This window comes from Photobacterium sp. CCB-ST2H9 (assembly GCF_023151555.2).
Lineage (GTDB): Bacteria > Pseudomonadota > Gammaproteobacteria > Enterobacterales > Vibrionaceae > Photobacterium.
On the sequence record NZ_CP100425.1, the window covers coordinates 1,187,415 to 1,199,145 of the forward strand.

General features: G+C 48.2%; 11 protein-coding genes and 3 tRNA genes. 10 read left to right on the forward strand and 4 right to left on the reverse strand.

The window, feature by feature from the left end; all coding sequences use genetic code 11:
• Window positions 1-2 precede the first annotated feature (2 nt).
• Complete coding sequence (locus L4174_RS05760) at window positions 3-635, forward strand: bifunctional 4-hydroxy-2-oxoglutarate aldolase/2-dehydro-3-deoxy-phosphogluconate aldolase (RefSeq protein WP_248139459.1); 633 nt, start codon at window positions 3-5, stop codon at window positions 633-635.
• 5 nt (window positions 636-640) lie between these two features.
• Here L4174_RS05760 and L4174_RS05765 read toward each other — a convergent pair whose 3' ends face one another.
• On the reverse strand, window positions 641-1,453 hold the full coding sequence (locus L4174_RS05765) for a hypothetical protein (RefSeq protein WP_248139461.1): 813 nt from the start codon (window positions 1,451-1,453) through the stop codon (window positions 641-643).
• Window positions 1,454-1,800: 347 nt separating this feature from the next.
• On the opposite strand from L4174_RS05765, the gene L4174_RS05770 reads away from it, so the two are divergent.
• From L4174_RS05770 to L4174_RS05785, 4 genes are all read left to right on the forward strand, one after another.
• Window positions 1,801-1,874 (forward strand) — tRNA-Cys (locus L4174_RS05770).
• Window positions 1,875-1,877: 3 nt separating this feature from the next.
• Window positions 1,878-1,953: transfer RNA gene (locus L4174_RS05775), tRNA-Gly, on the forward strand.
• 70 nt (window positions 1,954-2,023) lie between these two features.
• Window positions 2,024-2,110, forward strand: a tRNA-Leu gene (locus tag L4174_RS05780).
• 359 nt (window positions 2,111-2,469) lie between these two features.
• Window positions 2,470-3,063 carry a cysteine dioxygenase family protein gene (locus L4174_RS05785; RefSeq protein WP_248139462.1) on the forward strand — a complete coding sequence of 198 codons (594 nt, stop codon included), beginning with the start codon at window positions 2,470-2,472 and terminating at the stop codon, window positions 3,061-3,063.
• Window positions 3,064-3,160: 97 nt separating this feature from the next.
• Here the strand turns inward: L4174_RS05785 and L4174_RS05790 are convergent, their stop codons facing one another.
• Complete coding sequence (locus L4174_RS05790; RefSeq protein WP_248139464.1) at window positions 3,161-3,847, reverse strand: hypothetical protein; 687 nt, start codon at window positions 3,845-3,847, stop codon at window positions 3,161-3,163.
• Between the two features lie 629 nt (window positions 3,848-4,476).
• Between L4174_RS05790 and L4174_RS05795 the strand changes: the two genes are divergently transcribed.
• On the forward strand, window positions 4,477-5,220 hold the full coding sequence (locus L4174_RS05795) for a hypothetical protein (protein ID WP_248139466.1): 744 nt from the start codon (window positions 4,477-4,479) through the stop codon (window positions 5,218-5,220).
• 27 nt (window positions 5,221-5,247) lie between these two features.
• Window positions 5,248-5,853, forward strand: a complete 606-nt coding sequence (locus L4174_RS05800; protein ID WP_248139468.1) for a hypothetical protein — start codon at window positions 5,248-5,250, stop codon at window positions 5,851-5,853.
• 170 nt (window positions 5,854-6,023) lie between these two features.
• On the opposite strand, the gene L4174_RS05805 is transcribed toward L4174_RS05800, so the two are convergent.
• Window positions 6,024-7,010, reverse strand: a complete 987-nt coding sequence (locus tag L4174_RS05805; RefSeq protein ID WP_248139469.1) for a zinc-dependent alcohol dehydrogenase family protein — start codon at window positions 7,008-7,010, stop codon at window positions 6,024-6,026.
• Between the two features lie 85 nt (window positions 7,011-7,095).
• Window positions 7,096-7,521, reverse strand: coding sequence for a hypothetical protein (locus L4174_RS05810; protein ID WP_248139471.1), 426 nt, complete (start codon window positions 7,519-7,521; stop codon window positions 7,096-7,098).
• 548 nt (window positions 7,522-8,069) lie between these two features.
• Between L4174_RS05810 and L4174_RS05815 the strand changes: the two genes are divergently transcribed.
• The 3 genes from L4174_RS05815 to L4174_RS05825 all read left to right on the forward strand — a co-directional run bounded on the left by L4174_RS05815 (window position 8,070) and on the right by L4174_RS05825 (window position 11,721).
• The gene (locus L4174_RS05815) at window positions 8,070-9,317 is read left to right on the forward strand and encodes an SGNH/GDSL hydrolase family protein (protein WP_248139472.1); all 1,248 of its coding nucleotides are present in this window, start codon (window positions 8,070-8,072) and stop codon (window positions 9,315-9,317) included.
• 378 nt (window positions 9,318-9,695) lie between these two features.
• A complete protein-coding gene (yghU, locus tag L4174_RS05820; RefSeq protein ID WP_248139474.1) occupies window positions 9,696-10,553 on the forward strand; it encodes a glutathione-dependent disulfide-bond oxidoreductase in 858 nt (285 codons plus the stop codon).
• Window positions 10,554-10,806: 253 nt separating this feature from the next.
• Entirely contained in the window at window positions 10,807-11,721 is a 915-nt protein-coding gene (locus L4174_RS05825; protein ID WP_248139476.1) for an alpha/beta hydrolase, read from the forward strand.
• Window positions 11,722-11,731 lie beyond the last annotated feature (10 nt).

Below are 11,731 nucleotides of genomic sequence, written 5' to 3' on the forward strand. Positions count from 1 at the left end.
TCATGTCTCAATCCCTGATTGAAAAGTTAAAACAATTGAAAGTTATCCCGGTGATTCAAATCAACCGGGTGGAACAGGCAGTTCCGCTGGCGAAAACCCTGGTAGAGAACGGCCTGCCCGTGGCAGAAGTAACCTTCCGGACTGACGCGGCAGCAGAAGCCATCCGCCTGATGCGGGAAGCTTATCCAACGCTGTGTATCGGCGCGGGTACTGTGCTGAATGCGGCGCAGGTGGATCGCGCGCAGGCAGCCGGTGCCGAGTTTATTGTGGCGCCGGGTCTGAACCCGAATACAGTGCGTTACTGTCAGGAGAAGGGGATTGTGGTGGTTCCGGGCGTGAACAACCCAAGCCAGATTGAACAGGCGCTGGAACTGGGTCTGAACTTTCTGAAATTCTTCCCGGCGGAAGCCTCCGGCGGTCTGAATATGGTGAAATCACTGCTGGCACCTTATGTGGATGTCAGCCTGATGCCAACCGGCGGCATCAGTAAAGCCAATATTCGTGACTATCTGGCCGTGGATCGCGTGCTGTGCTGTGGCGGCACCTGGATGGTCGCCCCGCAGCTGATTGATAACGGTGACTGGGAAGAAATCGGTCGTCTGGTGCGTGAAGCAGTCGCGCTGGTTCGCGACTGACCCTTTCAGAGCCCTTTGGGTGTAATGGTCGCTTCGGTGTTGAAGCGGCTTTTTTCATCCGGAAAACTGCACATTTTGATTTGTCCTTTCGGATCAAACATCAGCGATAACTTATCGGGTTTCGCCTGGCTGAATGCTGCGATGCAGCGTTTGCCTGTCACTGTGGTTTGTGACTCCTGACCGGCACTAATCACCACATCCACGCCCTGTACGCTTTTTAACAGCTCCGGGGAAAAGCGTGTCGGATACTGACTCAGCAGCACGATATTTCGGATCCCTTTCACCTGAAGCCGGTCAACACTGTTTCTGAGCAGCGTCAGATCCCGCTCGTGCAGTTCTTCACTGCCCGGGTAAGGGTTAATCAGCGCCAGAAAAGCAACCTGATTATTGCCATACCAGCGAATGAAAGCGTCTGCCCGGCCTTTATAGCTGTTGTAGCTGTAAACTTCGTCCCCGTTCTGGCGAAGGCCGAAATCGATATTACTTGCCAGCACCGGATAACTGGCCTGAGGCAGCAGGCTGGCAGAATCACTGTAGGACTTTGTTTCCGGGGTGATTGCCGTAATGTAAGAAAACGGCTGTTGTTCCACCTTGGGATTATGCGCCGAATAAAAGGTCATCCCTTCTTGTGCGGGCATCGCAATGACATCCAGATCAGCCTTGCCGGGAGAAGGGGGGAGTTGTGTCAGAAACCGGATGTGAAGATGTGTCTCAGCTGGCTCGGCAGGCGAACAGGCAGCGAGTAAACAAGACATCACGACTGGGACATAAAGACTGAAACGGCGCATAAAAAATTGAAATGTGATCTGGGTCGCCATTCTGTTCTTTTTGCCCGGAAATGACAAGCCTCAGACAAAATTGCAGGCCTGCCAGAAGGGGAAAAACCCAATTTCTTTTCAAAAATCACGACCGCGTTCAACGAATGAAACGCGCTAACTCCCTCACACACCGATAAAAAGTCACCCTTTTAGCTTTGTCTGATGGGTAAAAAATGAGAAGAATGACCTGTTTTGGGTGTAAAATAATCACTCAGTTCAAATTGATGAATTTTGCTGTTGACTCGATCTCACCTTTGCGTAGAATGCATCCCGTACCGCAACGGAGGGTAACGACGAAGCGGTCATGATAAAAGCCAAAACAACAACCCAAGCGGTTGATTGTCGAAGGCGCGTTGGCAGAGTGGCTATGCAGCGGATTGCAAATCCGTGGACCTCGGTTCGACTCCGGGACGCGCCTCCATTTGCGACACTAGCTCAGTTGGTAGAGCGCAACCTTGCCAAGGTTGAGGTCACGAGTTCGAACCTCGTGTGTCGCTCCAAATTTTGTCTGTATCGATTCAGATGTCGGTACAAAGATGGTGTCTGACCCATCGCAATCCAGAATTGCGTGCCCTGGTGGTGGAATTGGTAGACACAAGGGATTTAAAATCCCTCGACGTTCGCGTTGTGCCGGTTCAAGTCCGGCCCGGGGCACCATCAAAATCAACGGCTTACAGGCTAGCGTTTGTAAGCCGTTTTTCTTTGTCTGCATTTTTTAGTCTGCTCATTTACCTTTCTATTTTTCAGGGAATTTTTCTCGTTTCTGCATCTTCCTTCTGCCTGTTGCAGGGGTTTGATGAACAGTTTGTCAGTCAATGCCTTTTGTTTTTCCTCGAAGTTCTCCTCGAAGGGCAGCATGCAAACTTCAGAGTTGTTAATTGTATGTTAATTCGTGATTGTGTTCACCGAATCCAATACTTCAGTAAGCCGGACGCGAAAGAAAGTGGTCTACTGACCGTGTGAAACAGGAATAAGACATAACAATAACGAATAAAACAACAGGTTAGGAGAACACGATGCAACCTTCAACGACACATCATCAGATGGCCCCCGCTCTTACTGCGTTACTGGATGCGGACTACCGTTTTAACTATCAGGAATTTCTGGCTCATGTTGAATTAGCCGACAAACCGCTGTCTCTGGCCACCATTCGATTTATGCTGGAAAAAGTCGAATTCAACAGTGACGAGGTAAAACAGTTGGTGCAGTTTGATCAGGAGACGTACTCAAGGCGCCGCTTGTTTGGCAATGATCATTGTGAAGTGTTGATCCTAAGCTGGCTGAATGGTCAGCGGAGTAAAATTCATGACCACCTTGGCAGCGCTTGCGGGGTTAAAGTGCTGCAGGGGCAGGCGACAGAAACTCTGTTTCAGCCAGCTGTGAATGGTCACATTTACGCGACCCAGTCGACGCACTATCCAACCGGTGAGGTGACGGTGAGTCACGACAGTGATATTCACCAGATATCCAACCTGCAAGGCGGGGATGAACCTTTGGTGACACTGCACATCTATTCCCCGCCGTTGAAACAGTTCTATCTCTACCAACTCGAAAGCGGGACCGCAGAGCTGCTGGATCTTCAGCATGACTCCTGGTTCTATGAAATCTGAAGAAGCTTGGTGGCGAATCATCGGATCTACGACACGTTGTATTGCTTGCAGATCCGATGTTGTCTTGGTCAAGGAAACGTATACTTAGGGTTTTAAATTACGCCTGCATCAGGTGATCCAGTTCTTCCACCTTCTTTTCAAGCTGGTCAATGGAGTCATCCTGATTCCGTTCATTCATTTGCAGCTTCAGTCGTTCAATATGCTGTTTCAGCGTTTCAACAACATCGGCTTGTATCCGATCTTTGGCATCATGACCGAATGATTTTGCTTCCTCTATCAGTTGATCTAATTCATTGTCCAGTTGGTCCGCTGTTGGTTCAGCAGTATTATCGACCCAGTTTGAGAAGGAACGGTCAATACTTGAAGCGAACGACTGCAGGCTCTTGCCAAGCTGATTTTGCATCTCTTTAGCAATCCCCGTGAATTTTGTACTGCCCTGAATCACTTGCCCGTCTTGAATAAATGTTCCCGGCTTGTCATTCGAAATGAGTTTAATCATCTGTGTCTCTTTGGCCTTGGCATTGTCTGTGATGACAAACAGAGCAGAATCAGTTGCCAGCGATTGGAAGGCTTCATCGACAGTCACATGCACTTCAAAATGACCCTGTTCGGTGTAGATGATTTCATTGACCTTGCCAATGACTTGGTCGTCATGCATTAATGGCGCATTGTTTTTCAATCCATTCACAGCATCGTAGCGAATCGAAAAATTCACACCAGATTCGATACAACCGGCCAGAAACAATACAACTAAGCTAAAACAAAATTTACCTAAAAGTCTCATCAGACGACTACTCCAACACATTTTTCTACAGCGTTTAACAGGGCGCAGTATGTCGGTTTCGGGCTAAATTGCAATGCTGAATGTATTGCCAACAGGTGGAGCAATATTCTATTGAAACTTATTTGGTTCACTGAAATGTTAGGAAATGCTTGTAAATGAATAGATTAAGAAAAATGCTGTAGAGGGGATTTCAAGTACGCTGATTTGGTTGTTTTATCAACAAATCCAATGGTTCACGGTTCGACTGGCTTAATCGAAATTTACGGCTTACGCATGAATGCTTGATAGCCGTTTCTCTTGATGTACGCCGTGTTGAATATCAGGATAAACCGCTGTCTCTGGCGACCATTCGCTTTATGCTGGAAAAAGTCGAATTCAACAGTGAGGAGAATAAGTATTGTAAGGTGACTGTCTTTTTTAAAAGTTTAAATTCCCTGAGAGGAATATCTTCATGTTATTTAAATCCATACTCTCATCATGTCGCCCCAATATTTACTGCGCTTCTTGAAAGCGGTTACCTTGTGTGGATTATTTCAAATCATTATTCTGCGCACCAAGTGTCACAGTGAAATGCTGGAAAATCGGCAGTACATCTAAAGTGAAATTTGTTATTAAATCGTGGGGTTGGCATGGCTAAGCTAAAAAAGAAGAGAGACGATATCGTCACCTGTAACTTGAATATCTGGCACAAGCCTGTGGGTTGGGTATTTTTCCTGGCGTCTGTTGTATTGATCGTGCTGTTTCCTTATTTTCCGGTTCAGTACCTGACGGCTTTACTGAGCCTTTGGTCCGTATTACGAAAAAAAGAAATGGTCTGGCAAAAAAGGGAGCGTCAGTGGTCTTACCGAGTTCGACGTTTTTTTCTGTGGCGCCAGACCAGCCATCAGATGACAGACCGCGATGCATTGATTTTGTATTACGAAAAGCCGGTTGAGGAAGAAAGAGATGGCACGATCATGACGAGTTATGGCAGGTTTGAACTCGAGTTCGAACCGGAATCCAGTCGGTTTGATCCGGATGGTCAATCTGAATATCAAGCTGGAGTTCAATATCGATTAAAAAAATTCGATCAAGATGCCAAAGCGCCTGAGTTAACGGAGATGATGAAACAAATTATCGGGATCTACCGTGCCAGTAATCTGGATGTCCAAATCGTTTTTGGATTGACAGATCTGGACGATGAAAGATATATGGCAATCAAAACAGCGCTTGGCTTAGATCCGACTCGCATCCCATTGGATGAAGCATTCAAGCGTACTGATGAAACGCTGGACGATAGCGACATGAATGCCGCTCATTATGAAGTGAAGCGATACAGGCTGAAGCCTAGTCAAATAAAACATGAAACGAAATCGGCAGAACACCGCCAATGATGTTGTCGTATGACAGGCGAGATGAAAATGACAAAACAAACAAAGCAAACAGAACACACAAACGATAGTGTCATCTGCAACTTAAAGGTCTGGCATAAGCCATTTGGCTGGTTTTGGACGATTGGGTTCGCCATCTTTCTGCCTGTTACATCGCCTAGCCCCTTACAGGCTGCATTTGGGTTGCTGGGGCTGTGGTCTGTGTTGCGAAAAAGGGAAATTCTCTGGCGTGTCAACGAGGCGCAATGGGTCTACCGAACCCGAAACTTTTGGAAGTGGCGTGAAGTTCAATATGACATGACTGCGGATGATACGCTGACACTTACCTGGAATAGAAGGGAATCGTCTTCGTCGCTCTTCACTCTGAGATTTGAACCGAAGTCGGCTCAGTTTATTCAACGTCATCGAATCTTAGATAGTTATGATTTAGAAGTGTTACCGACACACACAGGTGAAGTTGAATTAACGGCAACAATGAAAAAAATCGGTCGTATTTATGGTTCCTGTCATATCGGCCTGAATGCAGACGTTGTGTTCAATGGGCTGAACGATCAAAAAAGTAAAGCCATTCATGATGAACTTGGCATCGACTTTTCGCCTGTTCAATCCGATGAGAAGCAATACGATCCCGGATGATGCCTGTGAATCAGTCATTCAGAATAAAGTGTCTGTCCTGATTTTTACTCCCTGAAATTGAAGAGTAATCTCTGTTGGTCTGTTGATTTTTCAGTTCAACCGGATATCCATTCAGCCGCCTCGGTGGCGGTTGAATGGCGGTGTAAACATTGCTCAGTGAAGCAATACCATTACATCGTCAAAATAATCTTGCCCTTTAATGCCGCACGATGATTTTCAATCGTCTCCAAAGCCACCTGAAACTGTTCCAGAGGGAAGTACTGGTCTACATCCAGCGCGATCTTGTTGGACAGAAAATGCTCGAGCATCATGTCAAACTGTTCTCTTCGGACGGCTTTGCCTGCCTGATCTTCCCAGTACCGTAAGAAGAAATTACTGAACTGAATCTGCTGCCGTTGCTGATATTCGAAAAAGCGCTTTTCATACACGGCCAGCGACAAGGTACCGTAGGTGATATATCGTCCCTGAGCGCCAAGCGTCTGAATCAATTCGGTGCAGGCAGGACCGCCGATTGCGTCCAGTGCCACATTGGGTTGCGGGAGGCCATATTGCTTGAGCTGCGATGCCAGATTTTCATGGGCGTTTAAGACAGGTACAGTCTGATACGGATAGGATTCAGGCCGTGAGGTGATGGCAATGAGGGTAAATCCTACGGTTGAAGACAACTGCGCGAAGATTTTGCCAATTGCAGAGCTGCCTGCATTGATGATGACGACATCCTCCGGCGTGAGGCGGGCCACTTCCGTGGTCAGAATCCAGGCCGTGAAGGCATTGATATAGAGCTGGGCCGCATAGCCGTTGTCGATATCCGGCGGCAGGTGAAATAAGTTATCCGGATGCACATCTGCATATTTCTGCCAGGTTCCCTGCGCCGCAACGAGCACCTTTTGTCCTGAAACAAAACGGGGACAATCAGACGCGATCACATGACCCACCGCTTCAAACCCCGGCACTCTCGGCGGCTGATGATTCCGGCGGTACTGACCAACACCATGAATCGATAACAGATCACTGGGGTTGATATTCGCAGCTTCGATCCGGACTCTGACAAGACTCTGGTCCCGCGATGTGCAAGGCATTTGTTCCAGCACCAGCACATCCTTGGGTTCACCAAAACTGACCTGATTGATGCGTGTGTTGTGATTGTGGTGCGTCATTGAGGTTGCTTCTTCGTCGTCCGCTGAAAATAGTACGAGCTCACTGCCGGGATTCGTTTTGCTGAACCCAAACGGGGGCAAACAATTAATGATGGTTCAGTGTTGCGATGATGACTTCCCGGTCCCGGGGCTCAAATTGATCGAAAATCTCGTCACCACTGATCTGCTGTGCCTGATGAGCGAATTGTGCAGCTTTGCTGGTGTCTCCGAGCTTCAGATAGGCTTTGGCTGTGGTCAGAAAGAGGAGGGGTTGTTTCTGGTCACGGCACCAGCTTAAAGCCTGGCCGGAGACGGTAATGGCGAGCTCATAGTCTTGATGTTCAAGTAAGACAGAGCCATAGCCGCTTTTGATCCAGAAATTCAAATCATCATCGGGCAGGTGTTCATCGGCGTATGCGGAAGCTTGCTGCCACATGTGTAAGGCTTCAGAAAGAGTCCCGTCTAATTCTAGAAAAAGTGCTTTATTTGCGAGCTCAAATGCATGGTCAGCATGCGGATTATTTTCTGTCATTATCATTCACTTTGTTATTTCAGCCTGCGTTCGCAATGGGGGATATCCAGTGTGAAATCGAAGCAGATATTCAGGATAAGAAGCGTTATTTTGCTGCAGAAGTCCGGTTCAGCGATATTATAATCTCAAATAAATGATTGATCCTTTCAAATTCACTGTGGTGATGTATTCAAGTGAGCTGGATATCAGTCGTGCAACAGCGGCGGATAGCTGATGCATTAAATGTTAAAAAAATGAAACAAAAAATTCAGAATAAAATTTGATTTTGAATGCACCACTTCGTTTATTTTCAAAGCGGAACAGCAGAATATCAGTAGTCAAAAGACCTGATTTTTAATGTGTGTATCCGGTTGTTTTTCATCATAAAAGCTTCATAAATCTCATGTCCTCCCGTTCCCGGGATATCGCAAGAAATCGCTTATAAAGCCGTCACCCTTTGAACTTGGTTCCATTTTTGTGCTTCTAGTTGCAGTGCATTTTTGACACATTCCATTAACATCATCTATAGGTCATACCTCTTACCACTGACAATGAATGTATGGCTCACAATGAAAAAAACACTTTTACTGACACTTTTGCCATTTTCTGTACTTGCACAAAGTGCTGAAGTTGAGAACACAAACCAACCGCTGACGGCTGCGCAAATTCAAGAGGTACAAAGCAGTAACACTTACACTTATGTGCGTTGCTGGTATCGCCCGGCACAGACACATGATGATCCGGCAACCACCTGGGAGTGGGCCCGGGATACCAACGGAGATTATTACAAACTGAATGGTTACTGGTGGTCCGGCTGGTCGTTTAAAAATATGTTCTACACCAGTACGTCGCAGTCTGAAATTCAGCAGCGTTGTGCCGAAACACTAGGCGTAACCCACGATACGGCGGACATGCTGTTTTATGCGGCGGACAACAGCTGGTCGTATAACCATACTGTCTGGACCAACGATCAGGGGCCGGTGAACGGCATCAATAAGGTCGTGGCATTCGGCGACAGTCTGTCGGATACCGGCAATCTGTTCAACGCTTCGCAATGGGTTTTCCCGAACCGGAATTCCTGGTTCCTGGGCCATTTCTCCAATGGTTTTGTGTGGACTGAGTATCTGTCGGACAGCCTGAATCTGCCGCTGTATAACTGGGCAGTCGGCGGTGCGGCGGGTTCGAACCAGTATGTTGCACTCACGGGTGTGGCAGAGCAGGTCACGTCTTATCTGGAATACATGCAGCTGGCGAAGAACTACAATCCGGCGAATACGCTGTTCACGCTGGAATTTGGCCTGAACGATTTCATGAACTATGACCGGACGGTTGCGGATGCAAAAGCGGATTACAGTGAAGCGATGCAACGTCTGACCGCTTCCGGCGCCAATAACATTTTGCTGATGACTCTGCCGGATGCGACCCGTGCGCCGCAGTTTAAGTATGCCACTCAGGCTGAAATTGATAAGGTCCGGGCAAAGCTTCTGGCCTTTAACGAATTCATCAAAACAGAGGCCAAAAGTTATCAGGACAAAGGCGTGAACGTGGTGTTGTTTGACGCTTATGCCCTGTTCGAAAAGATCACGACGGAGCCACTGGCATACGGCTTTGCAAATGCCAAAGATGCCTGTCTGGACATCAACCGAAACTCAGCCGCGGATTACCTGTACAGCCACGATTTTACGGCTGATTGTGCATCGCACGGCTCAGATAAGTATGTGTTCTGGGGTGTGACCCATCCGACGACGGCGACGCACAAGTTCATTGCAAATGCGATGTATCTGCCTGCAGTGTCTTCGTTCAATATCCAGCCATAATCGGCTGATCATTCAGGCGGGACGACTCAGTGCATGTCGTTCCGCCTGATTTTTCCGAATTTCCAAGACGCGCGGCCTGCCTTTGTTCAGGGGCTTGTTCGTCATGACTCACTTTCTTTGACCAGCCGATCAACCCAAAGATTTTGCTCACTGTCTGCCTTTTTAGTTTTGGTCCGTTGTGGGATTGTGCAGCGTGGGTACCGGCACTGACAGTTCATTCGGATGACTTGCCGGAAACTCGCGAAAGTTCATCAGGTTATATTTTTTTGTGACTTTTCTATCACTAACCGTTCTAATGAATCACGGCCGTAAACTTTGATTCGTCACGCGCCGCCCCGATATTGAACAGATGAGTCTATCGAAGTGAGGTAAAACAGGATGGCAAACCAATACGTACCCCCGAAAGTCTGGACCATGGACTGCGAAAATGGCGGCGAGTGGGCAAGCATTAACCGGCCGGATGCCGGGGCCCGGTATGAGAAAGAACTTCCGGTCGGCGACCATCCCCTTCAGTTATATTCGCTGGGAACGCCGAATGGTCAGAAGATCACCATCATGCTGGAAGAACTGCTGGCTTTGGGTGAGTCCGGCGCCGAGTATGATGCGCATCTGATCAATATCGGCGACGGCGATCAGTTTTCTTCCGGCTTTGTGGGTGTGAATCCGAATTCCAAGATCCCGGCACTGGTGGATCGCTCGGGAGAGACATCCATCAATGTTTTCGAATCCGGTTCAATTCTGGTGTATCTGGCAGAAAAATTCGGCCATTTTCTGCCGACAGAGATTGCGGAACGAACTCAGGTCCTGAATTGGCTTTTCTGGCTGCAGGGTGCTGCGCCTTTCCTGGGCGGTGGTTTCGGTCATTTTTATGCCTATGCTCCGGAAAAGTATGAGTACCCGATTAACCGTTACACCATGGAAGTGAAACGTCAGCTGGATGTACTGGATAAACAACTGGCAAACCACACCTATGTTGCCGGTGAGACTTACAGTATCGCTGATATTGCCATCTGGCCCTGGTACGGCAATGTTGCACTGGGACTGGCTTATGATGCGGCGGAGTTTCTGGATGTACAGCGCTATCAGCATGTTCAGCGCTGGGCTAAAGCGATTCTGGAACGTCCGGCAGTTCAGCGTGGCCGTATTGTCAATAAGACTTCAGGGGAAGCCTGGGAAGCAGTCCCCGAACGCCACAGTGCCGCAGATATTGATGCAGCACTGAAGCAACGGCCGTAATCCTGCGGATAAATTCTCAATGTGGCAGCTTTGTCTGCCACATTTCTTTCTGGGCAACTGAACACAAATTTACCCCTCCTCTTAATGACTTCAGCAGATCGTCGTCCTCAGTCATCATTTTAGGCAAGTATCGCATCTGAACAGGCAAACGCTCCCCTGGGTTTTTGACCATACTCATCCCATCGCTTGAACAGGACCGGCCTGAAAGACAAGCAATACGTACGGATGAATACAAGGGTAAGAGGTGAGTGTCATGGAAAAGGTGAAATTCAAAAATCTGAATGGTCAGGGTGTCACCATGGCTGCTGTGATCAACTTTCCGGAAGGATTTGATGAGCACAAGAAATATCCGGTTGTGGTTGTCTCTCATCCGGGAGGCGGTGTGAAGGAGCAGGCCTCCGGGCTCTATGCGAAAAAGCTGGCTGAGCAAGGGCTGGTGACCATCGCTTTCGATGCCTCTTATCAGGGGGAGAGTACCGGCGAACCCCGTCAGCTGGAAAACCCTTACATTCGGACGGAAGACGTCAGTGCTGTGATTGATTATCTGACCACTCTGCCTTATGTGGATCCGGAGCGGATTGGTGCGATGGGAATTTGTGCTGGTGCGGGTTATACCGCAAATGCTGCAATGAATGATCGCCGGATCAAAGCGGTGGGTTCTGTGAGCGCTGTAAACATTGGCTCGATGTTCCGAAATGGCTGGGACAACAATGTGAAAGATGAGGATGCGATTCCTTTCATTCAGCATGGTTCTCAGGCGCGGACCAGTGATGCAGGCAAACCCGATTCAGAGATTCTGCCGCTGGCACCGATGCGTAAAGAAGATGCGCCGAACAAAGAGCTGGAAGAAGCCTGGGAATACTATCACACCCCACGCTGTCAGTATCCGACGGCACCGGGTTATATGACGGCCCGAAGCATCAGCCAGATCATCACTTACGATGCATATAACAAAGCCGAAGCATTCCTGACTCAACCGCTGCAGGTGATTGCGGGCAGTGAAGCGGGCAGCAAGTGGATGAGTGATGATATGTATGCGCGTGCAGCCAGTCAGGACAAAGCGTTTCACGTTGTGAACGGTGCGAATCATATGTCTTTGTATGACGTGCCTCAGTATGTGGATGAAGCGGTCTCAGTGCTGGCGCCTTTCTTCCAGTCCAAACTGTAATTTCCCCTGT

What these genes read in the sequence shown, in the direction of transcription:
- L4174_RS05765 (WP_248139461.1), bottom strand. Translation starts at nt 1,453, where the DNA reads ATGGCGACCCAGATCACATTTCAATTTTTTATGCGCCGTTTCAGTCTT.
- yghU (WP_248139474.1), top strand. Translation starts at nt 9,696, where the DNA reads ATGGCAAACCAATACGTACCCCCGAAAGTCTGGACCATGGACTGCGAA.
- L4174_RS05795 (WP_248139466.1), top strand. Translation starts at nt 4,477, where the DNA reads ATGGCTAAGCTAAAAAAGAAGAGAGACGATATCGTCACCTGTAACTTG.
- L4174_RS05815 (WP_248139472.1), top strand. Translation starts at nt 8,070, where the DNA reads ATGAAAAAAACACTTTTACTGACACTTTTGCCATTTTCTGTACTTGCA.
- L4174_RS05800 (WP_248139468.1), top strand. Translation starts at nt 5,248, where the DNA reads ATGACAAAACAAACAAAGCAAACAGAACACACAAACGATAGTGTCATC.
- L4174_RS05810 (WP_248139471.1), bottom strand. Translation starts at nt 7,521, where the DNA reads ATGACAGAAAATAATCCGCATGCTGACCATGCATTTGAGCTCGCAAAT.
- L4174_RS05805 (WP_248139469.1), bottom strand. Translation starts at nt 7,010, where the DNA reads ATGACGCACCACAATCACAACACACGCATCAATCAGGTCAGTTTTGGT.
- L4174_RS05790 (WP_248139464.1), bottom strand. Translation starts at nt 3,847, where the DNA reads ATGAGACTTTTAGGTAAATTTTGTTTTAGCTTAGTTGTATTGTTTCTG.
- L4174_RS05785 (WP_248139462.1), top strand. Translation starts at nt 2,470, where the DNA reads ATGCAACCTTCAACGACACATCATCAGATGGCCCCCGCTCTTACTGCG.
- L4174_RS05760 (WP_248139459.1), top strand. Translation starts at nt 3, where the DNA reads ATGTCTCAATCCCTGATTGAAAAGTTAAAACAATTGAAAGTTATCCCG.
- L4174_RS05825 (WP_248139476.1), top strand. Translation starts at nt 10,807, where the DNA reads ATGGAAAAGGTGAAATTCAAAAATCTGAATGGTCAGGGTGTCACCATG.